Origin of the sequence: Siccirubricoccus sp. G192 (assembly GCF_019084075.1) — a bacterium.
In the GTDB taxonomy this organism is placed as follows: domain Bacteria; phylum Pseudomonadota; class Alphaproteobacteria; order Acetobacterales; family Acetobacteraceae; genus G192.
The window spans coordinates 2,871,841-2,890,780 of record NZ_JAHREN010000001.1 but is presented as its reverse complement, the minus strand read 5'-3'; the positions used below and the strand labels follow the sequence as shown (position 1 = coordinate 2,890,780).

Annotated in this window: 13 protein-coding genes; 10 read left to right on the top strand and 3 right to left on the bottom strand. The window is 68.1% G+C overall.

What is annotated here, in order from left to right; genetic code table 11:
• Both KSF81_RS13845 and KSF81_RS13840 read left to right on the top strand, forming a co-directional pair.
• Entirely contained in the window at positions 1 to 1,002 is a 1,002-nt protein-coding gene (locus KSF81_RS13845) for an NAD-dependent epimerase/dehydratase family protein (RefSeq protein WP_217379487.1), read from the top strand.
• Between the two features lie 41 nt (positions 1,003 to 1,043).
• Positions 1,044 to 1,910, top strand: a complete 867-nt coding sequence (locus KSF81_RS13840; protein ID WP_217379486.1) for a class I SAM-dependent methyltransferase — start codon at positions 1,044 to 1,046, stop codon at positions 1,908 to 1,910.
• Positions 1,911 to 2,029: 119 nt separating this feature from the next.
• On the opposite strand, the gene KSF81_RS13835 is transcribed toward KSF81_RS13840, so the two are convergent.
• Positions 2,030 to 5,239, bottom strand: coding sequence for a calcium-binding protein (locus KSF81_RS13835; protein WP_217379485.1), 3,210 nt, complete (start codon positions 5,237 to 5,239; stop codon positions 2,030 to 2,032).
• Positions 5,240 to 5,688: 449 nt separating this feature from the next.
• Here KSF81_RS13835 and KSF81_RS13830 point away from each other — a divergent pair, with 449 nt between their 5' ends.
• The 8 genes from KSF81_RS13830 to KSF81_RS13795 all read left to right on the top strand — a co-directional run bounded on the left by KSF81_RS13830 (position 5,689) and on the right by KSF81_RS13795 (position 16,986).
• Entirely contained in the window at positions 5,689 to 6,513 is an 825-nt protein-coding gene (locus tag KSF81_RS13830; protein ID WP_217379484.1) for a calcium-binding protein, read from the top strand.
• A gap of 218 nt (positions 6,514 to 6,731) precedes the next feature.
• Positions 6,732 to 8,765, top strand: a complete 2,034-nt coding sequence (locus KSF81_RS13825) for a glycosyltransferase (protein WP_217379483.1) — start codon at positions 6,732 to 6,734, stop codon at positions 8,763 to 8,765.
• 4 nt (positions 8,766 to 8,769) lie between these two features.
• Entirely contained in the window at positions 8,770 to 10,014 is a 1,245-nt protein-coding gene (locus tag KSF81_RS13820; RefSeq protein WP_217379482.1) for a glycosyltransferase family 4 protein, read from the top strand.
• Positions 10,015 to 10,360: 346 nt separating this feature from the next.
• On the top strand, positions 10,361 to 10,822 hold the full coding sequence (locus tag KSF81_RS13815) for a hypothetical protein (RefSeq protein WP_217379481.1): 462 nt from the start codon (positions 10,361 to 10,363) through the stop codon (positions 10,820 to 10,822).
• A gap of 6 nt (positions 10,823 to 10,828) precedes the next feature.
• Positions 10,829 to 12,565, top strand: coding sequence for an ATP-binding cassette domain-containing protein (locus tag KSF81_RS13810; protein WP_217379480.1), 1,737 nt, complete (start codon positions 10,829 to 10,831; stop codon positions 12,563 to 12,565).
• Positions 12,562 to 14,265, top strand: coding sequence for an ATP-binding cassette domain-containing protein (locus tag KSF81_RS13805; RefSeq protein ID WP_217379479.1), 1,704 nt, complete (start codon positions 12,562 to 12,564; stop codon positions 14,263 to 14,265). The genes KSF81_RS13810 and KSF81_RS13805 overlap by 4 nt, the downstream gene beginning before the upstream one ends.
• The gene (locus KSF81_RS13800; protein ID WP_217379478.1) at positions 14,249 to 15,628 is read left to right on the top strand and encodes an HlyD family type I secretion periplasmic adaptor subunit; all 1,380 of its coding nucleotides are present in this window, start codon (positions 14,249 to 14,251) and stop codon (positions 15,626 to 15,628) included. The genes KSF81_RS13805 and KSF81_RS13800 overlap by 17 nt, the downstream gene beginning before the upstream one ends.
• A 35-nt stretch (positions 15,629 to 15,663) precedes the next feature.
• Complete coding sequence (locus tag KSF81_RS13795) at positions 15,664 to 16,986, top strand: tetratricopeptide repeat protein (protein ID WP_217379477.1); 1,323 nt, start codon at positions 15,664 to 15,666, stop codon at positions 16,984 to 16,986.
• A gap of 6 nt (positions 16,987 to 16,992) precedes the next feature.
• On the opposite strand, the gene KSF81_RS13790 is transcribed toward KSF81_RS13795, so the two are convergent.
• Together KSF81_RS13790 and KSF81_RS13785 are read right to left on the bottom strand one after the other, a co-directional pair.
• The gene (locus KSF81_RS13790; protein WP_217379476.1) at positions 16,993 to 18,093 is read right to left on the bottom strand and encodes a TRAP transporter substrate-binding protein; all 1,101 of its coding nucleotides are present in this window, start codon (positions 18,091 to 18,093) and stop codon (positions 16,993 to 16,995) included.
• A 74-nt stretch (positions 18,094 to 18,167) separates the two neighbouring features.
• Positions 18,168 to 18,845 carry a Crp/Fnr family transcriptional regulator gene (locus tag KSF81_RS13785; protein WP_217379475.1) on the bottom strand — a complete coding sequence of 226 codons (678 nt, stop codon included), beginning with the start codon at positions 18,843 to 18,845 and terminating at the stop codon, positions 18,168 to 18,170.
• Between the last annotated feature and the right edge of the window lie 95 nt (positions 18,846 to 18,940).

The following is an 18,940-nucleotide window of genomic DNA, read 5'->3' as shown; positions in this document are numbered from 1 at the left end:
ATGAAGGTTCTGGTCACCGGCAGCGCCGGGTTCATCGGCTTCCATATCGCCCGGCGGCTGCTGCAGGATGGCCATGCCGTTGCCGGCATCGACTCGATGGTGCCCTATTACGACCTGCGCCTGAAGGAAGCGCGGCACGCCATCCTTGCGCAATACCCTGCATTCCGGGCGCATCCCCTCGACCTCGCCGACGTGGCGCCGCTGGAGCGGCTGCTGGCCGCCGAGGCGCCGGAAGTGGTGGTGCATCTCGCCGCCCAGGCCGGGGTCCGCTACGCGCTGGAGCATCCGGCAAGTTACATCCATAGCAACATCCTCGGAACCTACAGCCTTTTCGAGGCGTGCCGGCAGCATCCGGTGCGCCACCTGCTGATGGCCTCCACCAGCTCCGCCTATGGCGCGAATACGGAGATGCCGTTCCGCGAAACCGATGCTGTCGCCACGCCGCTCAACATCTACGCCGCAAGCAAGCTGGCGACGGAGCATGTCGGGCATAGTTATGCGCATCTCTGGAACCAGCCGGTCACGGCCTTCCGCTTTTTCACCGTCTATGGCCCATGGGGCCGGCCGGACATGGCGCCCTTCAAATTCACCGATGCCATCCTGCACGGGCGCCCCATCAACATCCACAATCACGGCCTGATGGAGCGTGATTTCACCCATATCGACGACCTGGTCGAGTCCATCATCCGCCTGGTGGACGTGGTGCCGGAGCGCGGGCGAAGGCTGGCGGAGTGCGATTCGGTCAGCCCGGCGGCACCCTTCCGCGTGGTGAATATCGGCAATGCGCAGCCGGTGCAGTTGCTGGATTTCATCGCCGCGATCGAAGGCGCCACGGGCCGCGAGGCGATCCGCAACCTGGTGGAGATGCAGCCCGGCGAGGTGCTGAAGACCTGGGCGGACACGACGTTGCTGCATGCCCTGACCGGCTATCGCCCCGGCACGGATATCGTGACCGGCATCGCCAGCTTCGTCGCTTGGTTCCGGGAATACTACGGAATCTGACACCACGGCCGGCGCAGCACCTCGGGTATTTGGAGCATAGCATGAGCAGCCAGTTCCGCTACCTGCTGACCTATGAGCAGATGGTCAGCGGCCTTCTCAATTCGCTTCCCGAGGATGAGGCCGCGGCCCGTGCCGTGGGTGGCGATTATGAACGCTTCGGCGTGCTCGAACATGCCCTGCTGCGCGGCAACGGGTTGGCGCCGGACTCCTGCGTGGTGGATGCGGGCTGCGGTTCCGGCCGCCTCGCCACCCAACTCGCGCGGTATCCGGGGCTGCGCTATATCGGCACGGATGTGGTGCCGGCGCTGCTCGACTATGCGCGCCGCAAGGTCGGGCGGGCGGATTTCCGATTCGAGCCGGTGGATAGAATTATCCTGCCGGTGCCCGACGGAGAGGCCGATTTCGTCGTGTTCTTCTCGGTCTTCACGCATCTGCTGGCCGAGGAATCCTATGTCTACCTTGCCGAATCGCTCCGGGCGCTGCGGCCGGGCGGCAAGGTGATCTTCTCCTTCCTGGAATTCGCCGTCGCGCAGACCTGGCCGGTCTTCGAGGGCAATGTCGAATGGGTCCGCAGCCGGAGCATGGCGGGCCACCTCAATGTCTTTCTGCACCGTGCGGATCTGCGGCTCTGGGCCAGGCGCCTCGGCTTCAGCGTGGTCGGTTTCCACGACGGCGATGCACGCTTTATCACCGTCGATGAAGAGGCGGCCACCGCAGCCATGCCCATGGGGAACTATGCGCTGGGCCAATCCGTCTGCGTGCTGCAGAAGCCGCTGCCAGGGGAGAGCACGGCGGAGGAAGCACCACCGCGCCAGCGGGGCCGAGCCGCGATGGAGACGCAGCGGGCACGGGACCGGGCCGAGCGCCAGGCTGCGCGGGCGGCGCGCCGACGGAAACCTGCCGAATAGATTGCCTTCAGCGTAGCCGGCCGGACAGGGCCGGGCCGCAAAAAGGGGCAGGCACGCCAGGCGCCTGCCCCGTTGCCGGCCAGCCGGATGACCGGAAGACCGGAAGACCGGAAGACGCCTCAGATCAGGACGAGATCGGTAGCTAGGTTGAACCCGCCCGGCCCCACGCCCACGAGGTAGAGCCGGTCGCCGCCACCGAAATCGACAACCGTGTCGGTCCCGCTGCCGGCAAGGAACACGTTCGGCAGGCTGCCGAAATCTGTGGCCGCGACCTCGATCCGATCGAGCCCGGACTGGAAATCCCGGATCACGTCCACGCCCGAGCCGAAGCCGAACTGGAATGTATCGGCACCGGCGCCGCCGACCAGCGTGTCATTGCCGGCACCGCCGCTGAGCGTGTCCTCGCCGGCACCGCCCGTCAGCCAGTTGGCGGCCCCGTCGCCCAGGATCAGGTCGTTGAAAGCACTGCCGACCACGATCTCAATGGAGATGAGTTGCGTGCCACTGAACACCTCGCTCCCGAACTGCAGGTCCACGAAAATCCCGGAGGCCGCCTGAGAGAAATCCGCCGTATCGCGGCCCAGGCCGCCATCCAGCGTATCCTGCCCCTGGCCGCTCACCAGGGTATCGTTGCCGGCGCCGCCGGACAGGAAGTCAGCACCGCCGCGGCCAACCAGGTAGTTGTCAGCGCCGTTGCCCATGATGGTGTCGTCGAAATTCGTGCCGATAACCTGCTCGACCGAGATCAGCACATCCGCCTCGGCGATCTCGGTGCCGGCGGCGTTCCAGACGAAGGCGAAGCCGGCATCGGCACCATCGGCAAGCTCGACATGGAGCTTGCCGGCCGAGCCGGCGTAGCTGGCGAGATCCTTGCCCTCTCCACCATCCAGGATGTCGCTGCCGATGCCCCCGACCAGGGTGTCGTTGCCGCCCCCGCCGAAGAGAAAGTCGTCACCGGCCCCGCCAACGAAATAGTTGGCGTTCCCGTCGCCCTGGATGACATCACCAAAGGCGGTGCCGATCACCCCTTCGATCGAGATCAGGGAGATATTGTAGTTGTTCTCCCGGTTCTGCGCGAGATCGACGGCGATCCCTGCTGCTTGCAGGTGGAAATCGGCGAAGTCGCGGCCTGCGCCGCCATCCAGCGTATCCTGACCGCTTTCGCCGTAGCCGATCAGCGTGTCATTGCCGTTGCCGCCCGATAGCAGGTTCCGGCTTTCGCTGCCCACCAGGTAGTCGTTGAAAGCAGTGCCAATGGCGTTCTCGATCGAGCCGAGTGCATCATTGCCTTCACCGGTGCCCATGCCGGCGTCCAGGTTCACCACGACCGAATGGGTCGCGGCCGCATAGCTGACAGTATCGTTGCCTGCGCCGCCCTGCAGCACGTCATTGCCAGAGCCGCCGATCAGCAGGTCATCGCCGTCCAGGCCGGAAAGGAAATTGTCGCCGTCGTTACCGATAAGGGTGTCGTTGAAGGCGCTGCCCACAGCCTGCTCGATCGAGACCAGGATATCCGAATCGACCATGGCGGTGCCGGCCGCGTTCCAGACGGAGGCCGAACCGAACCCTACTCCGTTTGCAAGCTGCACCAGCACTTTGCCGGTCGAGACGGCATAGGTGACGAGATCCCTGCCCTCGCCGCCATCCAGGTAATCCGAGCCAGGTCCGCCGGCCAGCGTGTCATTCCCGCCCACTCCGAAGACGACGTCGTCGCCCTCGCCGCCCTGGAAGAAATTGCCATTGCCATCGCCGATGAGCGTATCGCCGAAAGCAGTGCCGATCGCGGATTCGATTGAGATGAGGCTGATATTGTAGTTGTTTTCCTTGCCCTGCCCGAGGTCAACCGCCACGGGCCCTGCATACAGGTGGAAATCGGCCAGGTCGGTCCCTGCGCCGCCATCCAGCGTGTCCTGCCCGCTTTCGCCGTAGCCGATCAGCGTATCGCTGCCGAGTCCACCGGAAAGAAGATTCCGGCCGTCATTGCCCACCAGGTAATCCGCAAAGCCACTGCCGATGACGTTCTCAATCGCGATCAGCGTGTCGGTGCCCTCACCGGTGCCGCTGCCGGCATCCAGATTGACCACGACGCCGCTGGCCGAGGCCGCATAGCTGACCGTGTCGTTGCCAAGGCCGCCATCCAGCGTATCGTCGCCGAGGCCGCCTTCCAGCAGGTCGTTGCCGAGACCGCCCGCCAGATGGTTGTCGGCGCCATTGCCGGCGATGCTGTCATCGAAGGCGGTGCCGATCACCCGCTCGATCGAGGTCAGCACGTCGACCTCGAGCAGGTCGCCGGTGACGGCATCCAGCACCTGCGCCATGCCGGGATCGGCACCATCGGCCAGTTGCAGCGCGAGCTTGCCGGCCGCATCGGCGTAGCTGACCAGGTCGCTGCCCGTGCCGCCATCGATGATGTCGCTTCCGGCGCCGCCGATCAGCGTGTCGTCGCCGCCGCCGCCTGCGATGAAATCATCGCCGGCGCCGCCGGAGAGCAGGTTCGCGGCGGCATCGCCGGTCAGCACATCGCCGAAGGCGGAGCCGATCACCGCCTCGATCCCGATCAGCGTGCCGCCGCTGTTGTTCTCGCGGCCCTGCTCAAGGTCGACCGACACGCCCGAAGCCGCACCGGAATAATCAGCGGTGTCGAACCCGGCGCCGCCATCCAGCGTGTCCCTCCCGGCGCCACCCACCAGCGTGTCGTCGCCGAGGCCGCCTTCCAGCAGGTCGTTGCCGAGGCCGCCCGCCAGATGGTTGTCGGCGCCATTGCCGGCGATGCTGTCATCGAAGGCAGTGCCGATCACCCGCTCGATCGAGGTCAGCACGTCGATCTCAAGCAGGTCGCCGGTGACGACATCCAGCACCTGCGCCATGCCGGGATCGGCACCATCGGCCAGTTGCAGCGCGAGCTTGCCGGCCGCATCGACGTAGCTGACCAGGTCGCTGCCCGCGCCACCATCGATGACATCGTTGCCGGCGCCACCGATCAGCGTGTCGTCGCCGCCGCCGCCCGCGATGAAATCATCGCCGGCGCCGCCGGAGAGCAGGTTCGCGGCAGCATCGCCGGTCAGCACATCGCCGAGGGCGGAGCCGATCACCGCCTCGATCCCGATCAGCGTGCCGTTGCTGTTGTTCTCGCGGCCCTGCTCGAGATCGACCGACACGCCCGAAGCCGCGCCGGAATAATCAGCGGTGTCGAACCCGGCGCCGCCATCCAGCATTCCCGGGACATTGAAGCCGTAGATGACATCGTCGCCACCAAGGCCAAGGACCGTATCGCCCGCGCCGGCCCCGGACAGGGTGTTGGGACCATCATCACCAGTGATAACGGGCATGGGCGACGCCTCCATAAGTTGCAAAAGGGGGCGGCTCACGAACCGCAACGGCTCGAAACCTTCCCACCTGTTTCACCACCGGTTATAGAAGCTTAACAACCAGAGGTGAAGAAGGCAGGTCGTCTCAATTTGTTGCAATGCTTACCGGCCGATTGCCGCAAGCCACGTGACCGGTCTTTGCAATTGATCGCCGTAGGCAGGTGAAGCGATGGCTCAGGGAGGCCCGGCATGAAATCGTGGCACTTTCCCAGGCTCCAGCTACCTTGGTGATTGCATTGCCCCTTAGTCGGGTCGTTCTCAAATGATGTATTTTTTAGACAAACCTCACCTTCGGTGTAACGAGTTGTCGCCGAAGCCCGGCTCGCATTGACGCCCCAGCAACCTGTGGTTAAAGAAACGACATCCGAACGGGGCTCCACGGCCCCCTACCCTTTTTCGAGGTGCTGGCCATGGGTGATTTCGCGTCTGTAATCGGTGGCAGTGCCACCGTCGGCCTGGATCAGATCCCGAATGGGGCCGATTCGTACTATCACATTGATACAGCCGGAATTTTCCTGGACCGTTCGGAGGCGACCGGCAATAGCACCGTCGATGCCCAGAACAATGCTGGCGATCTCCGCGTTGAGATGGGCAGCGGCAACGACACCATCATCTCCGGCAATGGCAATGACAGCGCCTTCGGCGGTGCCGGCAACGACGCCATCGATGCCGGCAGTGGCAACAACACCGTCTCCGGCGGCGCGGGTGACGACAATGTCAAGTCGGGCAGCGGTGACGACAAGCTGTATGGCGGCACCGGCAGCGACACGATCGATGCCGGCGAGGGCAATAATTTCGCCGATGGCGGCAGCGGGAATGACGTGATCTTCGGCGCCGAGGGCGCCGACACGTTGCTCGGCGGCGACGGCGATGATTTCCTGAACGGCTATCGCGGCAACGACTTCCTGATGGGCGGCGCCGGCAACGACACCCTCATCGGCGGCGCCGGCAACGACACCCTAATCGGCGGCAGCGGCAACGACGCCTTCTACTTCGACAGCAACTTCGGCAACGACGTCATCATGGACTTCGGGAAGACGGGCGACGAGCTCTGGCTCTCGAAGAACATCAATGGCAGCGGCATCCACGACGCCACTGACCTACAGAACCTGGGCATGGTCTCCGGCACCAGCAGCTACACCATGATCACCATCGGCTCCGACACCATCAAGATCATGGGCGTCTCCAAGGACGACTTCCTGGCCAACATCTCCACTTGGGTTAAGATTGTCTAAAGGGATGTCTGGTACCTGTCCGGTGTGACGGCAGGAGCTGGCCCTGAACATGCTGAAGAAGCCACCGGCGGCGTCCCTGGATGCCGCCGGTTCCGTTTCGGTGGGTATGGTGGCCTTGTCGGTCGGCATCGTGATGCTCGGCTTCGGCGGCGCCCTCGCCGAACTCGATATCGCCACCGCCAGCATTGGCGGGACCGAGGACCTCATCCGGCCCCCCCTTGTCCTGGCACCGGCTGCCTGGCCGCCGTGGCGGCTCGCAGCTCCTCCTGCTGGCCCGGACGCAGCCGGGCCTCGCCCCCGGCAGCCTGCTGCGCGTGCGGGATGAGGCCGGGCTCGCCAGGCCGGCGCAGATCATCGACCTGCCTGATATCGCCGACCTGATCGGCACCACCGATCCCGCCAGCACCCTCGCCGTGCTCCGCTTCATTGCCGCCAAGGCCACCGGGCTCCTGCGGCACGGCGACGATGGCGGCCTGGCGGAAACCTGCCACCGCCTTGCCGAATCGGTGCTCTCGCCGGAGCGGACCGCGCTGCCGGTGGCGCTTTGCGGCCATGACATGATGATGTGGGCCCTGCCCGCCGGCACGGATGAGGGCAGCGGCACCCATTACGCACTCAGCCGCCGCCGCCTGCGGCGGGTGCCGGTGGCCGGCGGCACGGTTATCCTGCGCGACCGCCGATTCGAGGATGGCTACCTGCTTCCCGCCGAGGGCGACGGGCCGATCCACCTGGCGCCCGCCCAGGGCAGGTTGCCGACCCTGGCCGAACTCGGCCGGCGCAAGGACCAGCGGAGCCTCTCGCTCTACCGCAGCGGGCTGACGGAACTCGGCCGGCGCGCGGGCGGCGACGAGGAAGCGCGGCGCCTGCTGCGCGATTTCCAGCTTCTCGCGCCGACCGAGCGGCCGCACCACTATGCTGCGCCGGAACGGCCCTTCGGCGCGGCACTCGAGATGGCGCTATGCGACCACGCCGGCGGCGTCTTCCTGCGTGGCTGGATGCGGGATCCCCTGGAACTCATCGCCGGCGTCACGCTGCGTGGCCCGCATGGCGAGCGGCCGCTTCCCCTGGCGGAGCTCGGGCGCTTTCCACGCCCGGACCTGGCGAAGAAATATGCCGAGGCCCCGCATGGCGGTGCCGGGCTGCGGCCGGGCTTCACCATCCACCTGCCCGATGCCGCCACCCGCCCGGTGGCGCAGTGGTCGATGCGGCTGGAACTCACCACCGGCGACCTCATCGACCTGGTCGCCCCACCCGCCATCACCCATGCGCAGGGGGCCCGCGATGCAGTGCTCGGCTCGATCGCGCCGCAGCATATCACCTCTGAGCTGATGACGCGGTGCATCGCCCCGGCGGTGGAGCGGCTGCACCGGGTAGTCATGGCCGGGCGCGGCGCGCCGGCGCTGGTCCGGTTCGGCGAGCGGGTGCCCTCGCCCGCAGTGTCGCTCGTCGTGCCCTTGTACCGGAACCTTCGCTTCCTCCGGCACCAGATGGCCGCCCTGGCGCGCGACCCGGCGCTGCGCGAGGCGGAGCTGATCTATGTGCTGGATTCGCCGGAGCAGCGCGAGGAGGTCGAGCACCTTCTGCGCGGCCTGCACGGCATCTACCGGCTGCCGCTGACACTGGTGGTCCAGGCCGCCAATTACGGCTATTCCAGCGCCTGCAATGCCGGTGCCGCGGAGGCCCGGGCGCCGGTCCTGCTGTTGCTGAATCCGGATGTGGTGCCGGCCGGCCGTGGCTGGCTGCAGCCGCTGCTCGGCACCTTGGCGCGGCAGAAGCGGGTCGCCGCGGTCGGGCCGAAGCTCCTCTTCGAGGACGGCTCGCTGCAGCATGCGGGCTTGTTCTTCGAGGTCGGGCCCGGCGAGGAGTGGTTCAACAACCACTACCACAAGGGCTATCCCCGGCATTATCCGCCGGCCGAGGAAGCCCGGCTGGTGCCCGGCATCACCGGCGCCGCCTTCTGCGTCCGCCGCAAGGCCTTCGAGGCGGTGGGCGGCATCTGCACCGACTATGTGGTGGGCGACTACGAGGATTCGGATCTCTGCCTGCGGCTGCGCGCGGCGGGTGGCGAGATCGCCTATGTCCCACGCTCGGAGCTCTACCACTTCGAGCGGCAATCGATCAGGGACCACAACGGCTACGCCCGGACACTCGCCGCCAACTACAACCGCCGCCTGCACCACGGGCGCTGGGGCGCCGCGATCGAGCAACTGATGGCGCGCTCCGGCCGCCGTACCCAGGCGCGGGCACGCTGACGCAATGCGAATCCTCCATCTCTGCCACAACCACCCGGATCTGCAGCCCGGCGGTACCGAAGTCCTGGCGCGGACCCTGTTCCGCGAATTACGCGACCGCCATGGAGTCGAAGGGCTGTTCCTCGCCGCCGTCACCGGCGCGCATCGCGAACGCCGCCCTGGGACCATGCTGCAATCCATCGGCGGCGCGCCGGATGAGATGCTGGTCTGGCTCGGCCATTTCGACCGCTTCTTCTTGAGCCAGCCGGATACCTACGGCCTGGCCAGCCTGGCGCCGCTGATCGAATCCGTGAATCCGCAGCTGGTGCACATCCACCACCCCCTGCTCTTCGGGGTGGAGACCATCGACCTGATCCGGCGGGCGGCGCCACGCGCGAGGCTGATCTTCACTGCGCATGACTTCTTTGCCATCTGCGCCCAGGAAGGCCAGCTCCTCACCACCGAGGGACGGCTCTGCCCGGGCCCCTCGCTCGATGCCTGCCAGCGCTGCTTCCCTGGTCGCGCCGGCGCGGATTTCGTGATGCGCGACCTCCAGATGCGCGATGCCTTCCAGGATTTCGACCGCATCCTGGTGCCCAGCGCCTTCGCTCGGGATCGCTTCGTGGCCGCGGGCTGGCCGGCGGCGCGCTTCACCGTCATGCCGAATGGCATCGCGGAGTCCGTGCCCGCGCCGCACCGCCCCGCGCCAGGTGGACGGCGTGACCGCTTCGGCTTCTTCGGCCATATCAGCCGCTTCAAGGGCGGCCTCGTGCTGCTCGGTGCATCGCAGCAGTTGAGCGCGGCCGGCATCGACCACCGGGTGGCGCTGAACGGCGCTGCGGCCTACCAGTCCGACACCTTCATGGAGGAGTTCCGCGGCGCCCTGGCCGGCGCACCGGCGGCCCGGCACAATGGCGCCTATACCAGCGCCGAACTCGGCCGGCTGATGGCCGAGGTCGACTGGGTGGTGGTGCCTTCCGTCTGGTGGGAGAACGCGCCACTGGTGATCCTGGAAGCCTTCCGCCACCGGCGGCCGGTGATCTCAGGCAATGTCGGCGGCATGGCGGAGATGGTGCGCAACGGGGTGGACGGCCTGCACGCACCGGTCAACGACCCCGCCGGCCTGGCGCAGGTGCTGCGCCGGGCGATTGAGACGGAGGGGCTTTGGGAGTCCCTCGTCGCCGGCATCCAGCGGCCGCCCGGCATCGCCGAGATCGCCGACCGGCACCTCAAACTCTATCAAGATGCATTAGGCCTGGTGCCGGCCTAGATGGCCGAGCACGCTCAAGGGAATTCAGAATCATGAAGCTGCGGCCGCTCCCTTCGGCACGTCGGGCCATGCGGGAACAGGGGGAAGTCTCCACGCCCCCCCGCACCGCCAATCCCGTCATCCTCGTCGGTCATCCCGGCCTCCGACACGCTCGGGGCGGCCTCCGATGTGCGTGGATTGATCGACAACGCCACCTCCGACCGCCTGTTCGGCTGGGCCTGGGATGCCGCGCATCCGGGGCGGCGACTGAAGGTGGAGCTGCGCCTCGCCGGGGAGGTCGTGGCGAATACCATCGCGGATTTCGTCCGGCCCGACCTCTCCAAGAACGGCGTGGGCGACGGCTGCCATGCCTTCGAATTCCCCCCTGATCGCGGATTGGGTGGAGCGTCGCGCGGAACTGACGGCCATCGCCTTCGGCGCGGATGGTTCGGAATTCCCCATCGCGGTGCGAATCCGCCGGCCCGACGATTCGCAGGTCTCGACCCATCTGCAGCGCATGGTCGATGGCGTGCTCGACGAGCAGCAGCAGATCCGCCGGGAACTCGCCGATTTCCGCGAGAAGGCGGCGCAACTGCCGGAGGCCGCGGCAGTCGATGCCATCGCCCAGGCAGGGCATGAATTGCAGCAGCGTCTGGGCTCGCTAGAATTGTGGATCGCGCGGCTCGATGGCAAGCTGGGCGAGATCATGCTCCCCGGCGAAGGCCGATCCGCGGGCGGGCTCGATCCATGGCAGGCGGTGCTGCTCGCCGTCCTGGCGAGCGCGGTCAGCGCCGCCCTGGCGCTGGCGGCCGCGAAGTATCTGGCCTAGCCGGCCATGGCGCGCAAACCCGCGAACCGGGGCACCGACGCACTCCTGCAGGAGGCGATCGAGGACGTCCTGCGGGCCACGAGCAGCTGGCTCTGGCTGATGCTCGGGGTCGGCGTCTTCAGCGCCCTGCTGGCCTTCGGGCTGGTGATGAACAAGATGTTCATCGTCATGAACGTCACCACCACGCATAGCTGGGACACACTGCTTTCGGCCGCCATCCTCTGGGCGATCCTCGTCGCGCTCACGATCGGCTTCAAATACCTCCAGGACATCGCGGTCTCCTCGATCTCCGGCTTCGCGGCGCGGCGCCTGGCGGTACCGGCGGTCCTCGCCACCGCGCAGCGCGCCGGGCGACCCGAGACCCTGGCGAATGGCGCCATCAGCGATATCGAGGTGATGCGGACCTCGCTCGCCGGCCCGGTCGGCGGGCTGGCGGTGGATATCGTCCTGACCCCGCTCAGCGTCGTGCTGGTCTTCATGCTGCACTGGGCCTATGGCGTGCTCGCCCTGACCTACTGCGTGCTGGCAGGCATCCTCGGCATTCTCGTCACGCGGGCGGCCAGCCGCGCCTCGCGCATCAGCAGCGGCGCCAATGGCCGTGCCTTCGGCCTGGCGGCGGATGCCATGCGTTCGGGCGAAGCGGTGCTGGCCATGGGCATGCTGCCGCGCCTGACCCGGCAATGGATCGATGCCAGCACCGAGGCAGCCGGCGAGGCCTGGCTGGCGGAGCGGCGCGCCGCGCGGCTGAAAGCCCTGTTGGAACTCATGCTCGGCAGCTTCCGCGGCTCGGTCCTGATGACCGGCGCCGTGCTGGCCTTGAGCGGCGAGAGCATCAACGCGGCCCTCTTCGGCGCCATCTTCCTGATGAGCCGCGTCACCGGCCCCTTCATCGGCATCGGCCGCAGCGCCCGCGACATCGCGGACGGGCTGGCGGCCTGGCGGCGCCTCCGGGCGCTGATCGATGGCAGCCCGATGCCACCGGAAGGCATCGCCTTCCCCTGCCCCGAAGGCCGCCTCGTGGTCGAGCATATGGGCTTCACCTTCCGCGGGCCGCAGCCAACCCTGCTGCGCAATATCGAGTTGACGGTCGAGCCGGGCGAGATCGTCGCCATCATCGGTGCCTCGGGCAGCGGCAAGTCCACCCTGCTCCGGCTGCTGGTCGGCATGTACCGGCCCGGCTCCGGCGGCATCTATCTCGACGGGCACGCCACGCATCAATGGGACCGCCGCGACCTGGCCCGGCATGTCGGCTTCCTGCCGCAGGAATCCCTGCTGTCCCGCGGCACTGCGGCCGAGGTCATCGCCCGGCTGGAGACGCCGGACATGACCCTGGTCCTGGATGCCGCCAGGCGGGCCGGCGCGCATGACACCATCATCGGCCTGCCGCTCGGCTACGCCACCCCGATCTCCGGTGGCTTCCAGCTTTCCATGGGCCAGCGCCAGCGCATCGCCCTGGCGCGGGCCCTCTATGGCCGGCCGAAGCTGCTGCTGCTGGATGAGCTTGCCGGCTCCATGGATGCCGAGGGCGAGGCCCATGTCGCCATGCTCCTGGCGGCGCTCCGGGAGGAAGGCACCTCGGTGATCTTCACCACGCACCGGCCGAGCCTGCTGGCGGCTGCCGACCGGATCTTCGCGCTGCGGAACGGCACGCTGGTGCCGGCCGGCGAGGACCAGCCGAAGCTGCCTCGCCGCACGCTGCGCCTGACCCGGCAGCGACAGGCGGAGCGGGAGATCGCCGCATGAGCGCCGCCAGGACCTCCCCACCAATGGGGCTGCGGCTCCGTGACTTCGGGGTGACTCCGGTTTTCGCTTCGACCGTGGTGGCGCTGACCGTCGCGGGGCAGCTCAGCATGTTCGGCTTCATCCTGCTCCTGATGCATATCTCGGACGGCGTGGTGGATACCCGCAACTCGGATACGCTGATCGCCTTCGCCATGCTGTTCACGCTGGTGGTGGTCTTTTCCGCGGCCTATGACCACCTGCGCTCGGCCATGCTCGGCGCGGTCGCCGAGCGGTTCGGGATGCGCCTGCAGGCGCAGGCGCTGCAGGCCGCCATCCGCAACGCCGTGCGGACGGATTCCGGCGAGGGGCTGTCGGTCCTCGAGGACATCAACCAGTTCCGCCGCTTCCTCGGCGGCAGCGCCATCACCGCCTTCCTGGATCTGATCACCGCCGGCATGGCGCTCGGCATGCTGTTCTACATCGACACCGGCCTCGGCCTCATCGGGTTGGCCGGCATCGTGCTGGCGACGCTGCTCGGGCTTGTCATGTACCGGGCGACGCGGGAGCTGGTGCAGACCTCCCGGGCGAAATCCCGCGACACCTCCGGCGAGCTGAGCGGCCAGCTCGTGCATCCCGACCTGGTGCGCGGCATCGGCCTGCTGCCGGCCACGATGTTCCGCTGGCAGGCCCGCTATGGGAATTCGCTGGACAGCCTCGATGCCACGCACCGGCGCGTGAACGCCATCCAGGGGTTGGAGTCGGTCATCACCGAAGCCTTCGGCCTCGCCGTTAAGGTCTATGCCTGCTACCTGATCTTCATCCATGTCGGGTCGCTCGGCATGATGCTCGCCGCCTATATGTTCTCCAATAGCGCCGTGCATCCCTTCTCGACCCTGTTCCGCACCTGGGACAGTTGGGCCTTCGCTCTCCAGGCCTGGCGACGGCTGCAGCAGGTGCTGCGGCAGGATGGCGCGCCACGGGTGCTGCCCCCGGATCCCGAGGCGCCGCGCAGCCTGCTGCTGGAGGATGTCACCTTCTGGCCCACGGGCCGCGAGAAGCCTGTTGTCGCCGGCGTGACGCTGCGGCTGCCGCCAGGCACTGCGGTCGTGATCCAGGGGCCGAACGGGGTCGGCAAGAGCACGCTGCTCCGCCTGACCCTTGGCCTGCTCGCGCCGACCTCCGGGCGGGTGCTGCTGGATGGCCAGGACACCCATTTCTGCGACCGCGCGGAGCTCGGCGCCCGGATCGGCTACCTGCCGCAGGACGTGCAGATGCTGGACGGCACCGTCTTCGACAATATCGGCCGCGGGCCGGATGCCGCCGCCGCGGATGTGGTCGCCGCCGCCCGCATGGCGGGGGCGCATGAACTGATCGGCCGCCTGCCGCTCGGCTACCAGACGCCGGCCGGCGCGACCTCCGGCCTCTCGGCCGGGCAGCGCCGGATGATCGGCCTGGCCCGGGCCCTCTATCGCGAGCCGGGCCTGCTGATCCTGGACGAGCCCGAGGTCGGGCTCGATGGCATGGCACGGGCGGCGATGCGCGGTGCCGTGCAGACGACCCGGGCGCGCGGCGGCGTGGTGCTCGTGGTCACGCATGAGCCGCGGACCTGGCTCGATGTCACCGATCTCTGCCTGCTGCTGGGCCCGGGCGGCACCTGGCAGGTGCAACCGGTCGACCCGCAGGCCGAGCAAACAGGAGGCCGCCTTGCAGCAGTTGGTTGAGCAGAACAAGGCGCTGGGCCTGCCATCACAGGTGCAGACCCAGGTCGAATCGCTGGAAGCGCAGCTCGAAGCCTCGATCAGGACGCCGCCGGTCGGGCGCGTGGTGCGGCTCGCGCTGCTGACACTCGGGATCAGCCTGCTGCCTCTGGTCGGCTGGGCCACCATGACGACCATGGAGCGGGCGGTCCTGGCCGGCGGGCAATTGGTGCCGGAGGGACGGCGCAAATCGGTCAACCTGATGGAATCCGGCATCCTGCGCCGGCTGGAGGTGCGTGAGGGCGACATCGTGCGCGAGGGGCAGACCCTGTTGCAGCTCGATGTCACCCAGGCGGAGTCCCAGGCCGACCAGGCGCGCGCGCAATTCTGGAGCGGCCGGGCACGGCTTGCCCGGCTTCGCGCCGAACAGGCCGAGGAACGCAGGCTGCACTTCGCCGAGGACCTCTCCCAGGCGGCAGCGGCCGACCATGCCATCATGGTTTTCCTGGAAGCGGAGCAACACCTCTTCCAGGCCCGCTGGCGCGCCTATGACGGCCAGGTCACGGTGCAGGAGCGGCAGATCTCGCAATTGCAGGAACAGGTGGCGGGGGCCCGCTCCCAGCGCGAGGCCGCGCAGAGCCAGCTCCGCTCCACCCGCGACCAGATCGCCAGCCTGAGGGAGCTGCTGGCGCAAGGCTTCGCGGCCCGGTTCCGGGTGCTGGAGATGCAGCGCGCCGAATCCGGCTATGCGGCCTCCATCGGCCAGTTCGCGGCGCAGGAGGCGCAGTTGCGCGAGAGCATCGCCGGTGCGCGCAGCCAGCTTTCGGCACTCCGGCTGAACCGCCTCTCCGAGATCGCGAACGACCTCCAGACCACCGAGGCCGCGGTGGCGACGGCGACGCAGCAGTTGCGCGCCACCCAGGACATCTTGCAGCGGCGCGAGGTCGTTTCCCCGGAAGCCGGCAAGGTCACGAATATCCGCGCCTTCACTCCGGGCAGCAGCATTGCCGCCGGCGAGGTCATCCTCGACCTCGTGCCCATCCGCGACCGCTTCGTGGTCGAGGCGCAGGTGATGCCGGTGGATATCGAGCAGATCGAGGTCGGACAGCGGACCAATGTGAGGCTCACCTCCTACCGCATGCGCCAGACGCCGCTCATTGCCGGGCGGGTGATCCAGGTCGGCGCCGATGTCCAGACACCGACGACGGGCGCGCCCTTCTACCTCATGCGCGTGGAACTCGACACGGAGGTGCTGGAGAAGGTGCCGGAAGTGACGCTCACCGCCGGCATGCCCTGCGAGATCTATGTGCTGGGCGAGAAGCGCACCCCGCTGGATTACCTATGGGCGCCGATCCGCAACTCCGCCCGCCGGGCCTTCCGCGACTGATGCGGGCGGGCCGCACTCCCCTGCTCGATGCTGGCATGCCGGACGGCGCCAATATCCCTGTCGAGGACAGCATGACCCAGTCTCCGAAGCTTCTGGTCGGCGCGTCCATCCCGCGTTCCGGCCATCATTTCCTGCAGAACATGCTGGCCAAATTCTTCGGGCCGGAGCTGCGCTACTGCGAATTCTACTCGCCAAAGGACTGCTGCCGGCAGATCCCCTGCACGAAGCGCGGCGACTTCGCCTTCCTCTACCAGAAAAGCCATGACCGGCAGATGGAAGTGCCGAAGTCGATCGACCAGGCCGTCTATGTCATCCAGTATCGCCACCCCGTGCCGGAAGCTCTTTCGGATCGCGAGCTTGATGTCGCCGATGGCATCGGCCGGGCCAGCCTGAATTACCGGCTGAGCCGCGAGCACTACTCCTTCTGGCTCGCCGCCAAGGCGGTCTACTACCGGCGCTTCCATGACAAGTGGCTGGCCGAACGGGTCGCGAACGGGGTCTATCTCGATTACGCCGAACTCACCGCCGACCCGGCGGGGGCGCTGGAACGGCTCCTGCTGGCCGCCACCGGACAGGCCGACCGCGCCCGAATCGAGGCGGTGGTCGAGGCGGCGAGGCCGGTGCGGGTCAGCACCGGCGCCAGGGACGCCACCGGCTTCCGCCCCCGCGTGGTGCAGGACAGCCCGCATTTCGACGCCGACCTGCTTGGCGCCTTCGAGGATTACGTCATCGGCCACACCCCGCATTTCGGCTATGCACGGATGCTGGAGGGCCGCATCGAGGGCCATCCGTTGCAGGGGCTGATCCTTGCCATCGACGAGGCCGAGCCGCTGCTACCAGGCCAGCAGGACCGGCTTCTGGCCGCCATCGCGCTGGCCGGCGAACACCCGGAGCTGATGATCCGCCTGGCCCAGCGCGAGCTGCAATCCGGCCAGGCCGAGGCCGCGGCCGAGCGGCTGCGCCAGGTGTTGCAGCAGCACCCCTATTGCGGCCATGCCTATGCGCCGCTGCTGCAGGCCTACAAGGCGCTCGGCCTGCCGCCGCCGGCCGAGCTGTTCAGCGGCAATTCGCTGCTCGGCCTGAGCGGCCGGCCGGAGGTGCTGATGGAAGTGGGCCGAATCCTGCTCGATGCCGGGCAGGTGGTGAATGCGGTCGCCGCCCTCGCCATGGCGGCGGCCCTGGCCCCCGGCAATGCCAAGGCGCACCATCTGCTGGGCAGCGCATTGCTCAAGGCCGGCAAGCCCGGCCAGGCCCTGCCCCATGCCGAACTGGCGCTGGAGATGAATCCGGACAACGCGGCGGCAGCGAATCTGCTCACCGCCGCCCGCCGGCGCCTGGCCGGCTCCCGCGCCGCCTGAAAGGGTTCAGCGGCGGGCGGCGACCTGCGCCAGGTAGCTGTCGAAGGACAATTCGGCCACCCGGAACCAGGCCCGCATGTCGTCACGGGACTTCGCCCAGGCTTCGTGGATGCGGTGGAATTCCGGGCTGCGCCCGGCCAGCTCCTGCTCCAGCGCCATGGCTTCCCGGTAGCAGGCATCCATCACCTCCCGCGGGAAAGCGCGGAGCTGGGTGCCGGCAGCGATGAGGCGGCGCAGCGCATCCGGGCTGCGGGTGTCGTAGCGGGCGACCATCCAATGCGTCGCCTCGGCCGCCGCGGTGCGGATGGCGGCCTTGTAGCTGGCCGGCAGCCCGTTCCACTGGTCGAGATTGACCATCAGATGGGTATTCGCCGCCCCCTCCCACCAGGCCGGGTAGTAATAAAAAGGCGCGACGCGGTGGAAGCCGAGCTTCTCATCGTCATAGGGGCCGAGCCATTCGACGGCGTCGATGGTGCCGCGCTCCAGCGCCGGGTAGAGGTCGCCGCCGGCGAGTTGCTGCGGCACGCCGCCCACCCGCTGCAGCACCGTGCCGCCGAGGCCAGCGATGCGCATCTTCAGCCCCTGCAGATCCGCGGTGGTGCGGATTTCCTTGCGGAACCAGCCGCCCATCTGCGCGCCGGTGGTACCGAGCGGCAGGCCATAGGTGTTGAACCGGCTGAACAGCCCGTTCAACAGCTCGATGCCGCCGCCCTCATACATCCAGGCATTCTGCTGCCGCGTGTTGAGGCCGAAGGGCAGGCCGGTGGCAAAGGCGAAGGCCGGGTTCTTGCCGATGTAGAAGGAATTGGTGGTATGGGCGCATTCCACCGTGCTGGCCTGCACCGCATCCAGCGCCTGCAAGGCAGGCACCAGCTCGCCCGGGCCGAAGACGCGGATCTGGAACCGGTCATCGGTGAGCTCGGCGACGGTGCGGGCAAAGACGCCGGCGGCACCATGGATGGCATCGAGGGTGGTGGGATAGCTGCTGGTCAGCCGCCAGCGCAGCGCCGGCTGGGTCTGCGCGATGGCCGGTGCGGCCAGGGGGACGGCGGCTGCGGCGGTGCCGGCGGCCAATGCGCCACGGCCGAGAAATGCACGACGGTCCATCTGCGGTATCCCTCCCTGAGGCCCTGGGAGCGGCAGGAACCACGGAACCGACCGCAGCGGAAGGGGGCGCCGTGTCACCCCAGGAGGCGCGTCCGGTCCGGCACATCAGCACGCCGCGGCGCGAGGCGGATCAGCTCCTGCGCCTCCATCGCATTGAGCGCGCGCGACAGGGTTTCCGGCGTCATCCCAAGCCGCGCGGCGATGGCGCTCCGCGGTTCCGGCAGTTCGGCCGGCCCCGCGCCCGGCTCCTCCGGCACGCGACGGGCGAGGAAGCGGGCGACGCGGCGCTCGGCGGGGCGCAGCTTCAGGTCCACCACCTGTTCCACCAGCATCCGCCAGTGGCGCGAGAGCAATTCGATGGTGGCGCGGGACAGCGCCAGGTCCTGGGCGATGCCCTCCCGGAAGGTCTCGGCCGGGATCATCAGCACGCGGATATCGGTCAGCGCGGTGCCGGAGGCGAGGTAGGGCAGGCTGAGGATGGCGGCCGGCACCAGGAACAACTCCCCGGCGCCGAAGATCTCCACGACCGTCTCGGCCTCGTTCTCGTCCCGGGCGCGCAGCCCGACCGAGCCGGCCAGCAGCAGATGCAGGAAACCTGGCAGTTCATGCTGGTCGAACAGCGTGGCGCCGCGCGGCAATTGCTGGGTGAAGGAGGGGCGCAGCAGCCGCGCCATCGCTGCCTCTCCGGCCGCGGCGAAGAAGGGGCTGCGACGCAGCAGGTCCATGTTCAGCGATCGTGCGGAGTCCGGCATCGGCTCGCTCCCTCCAGTGCGGCCTCCTCGTGCCACGGCGGATGGGGCGGCTCCTTGATGTGGATCAAGTTCTGATTCGAAATGTCCCGGCATCG

Excerpts from the sequence above, each read along its gene's own strand:
- KSF81_RS13830 (WP_217379484.1), top strand. The coding sequence starts at position 5,689 with ATGGGTGATTTCGCGTCTGTAATCGGTGGCAGTGCCACCGTCGGCCTG.
- KSF81_RS13815 (WP_217379481.1), top strand. The coding sequence starts at position 10,361 with ATGCCTTCGAATTCCCCCCTGATCGCGGATTGGGTGGAGCGTCGCGCG.
- KSF81_RS13810 (WP_217379480.1), top strand. The coding sequence starts at position 10,829 with ATGGCGCGCAAACCCGCGAACCGGGGCACCGACGCACTCCTGCAGGAG.
- KSF81_RS13835 (WP_217379485.1), bottom strand. The coding sequence starts at position 5,239 with ATGCCCGTTATCACTGGTGATGATGGTCCCAACACCCTGTCCGGGGCC.
- KSF81_RS13795 (WP_217379477.1), top strand. The coding sequence starts at position 15,664 with ATGCCGGACGGCGCCAATATCCCTGTCGAGGACAGCATGACCCAGTCT.
- KSF81_RS13790 (WP_217379476.1), bottom strand. The coding sequence starts at position 18,093 with ATGGACCGTCGTGCATTTCTCGGCCGTGGCGCATTGGCCGCCGGCACC.
- KSF81_RS13840 (WP_217379486.1), top strand. The coding sequence starts at position 1,044 with ATGAGCAGCCAGTTCCGCTACCTGCTGACCTATGAGCAGATGGTCAGC.
- KSF81_RS13845 (WP_217379487.1), top strand. The coding sequence starts at position 1 with ATGAAGGTTCTGGTCACCGGCAGCGCCGGGTTCATCGGCTTCCATATC.
- KSF81_RS13785 (WP_217379475.1), bottom strand. The coding sequence starts at position 18,845 with ATGCCGGACTCCGCACGATCGCTGAACATGGACCTGCTGCGTCGCAGC.
- KSF81_RS13820 (WP_217379482.1), top strand. The coding sequence starts at position 8,770 with ATGCGAATCCTCCATCTCTGCCACAACCACCCGGATCTGCAGCCCGGC.
- KSF81_RS13805 (WP_217379479.1), top strand. The coding sequence starts at position 12,562 with ATGAGCGCCGCCAGGACCTCCCCACCAATGGGGCTGCGGCTCCGTGAC.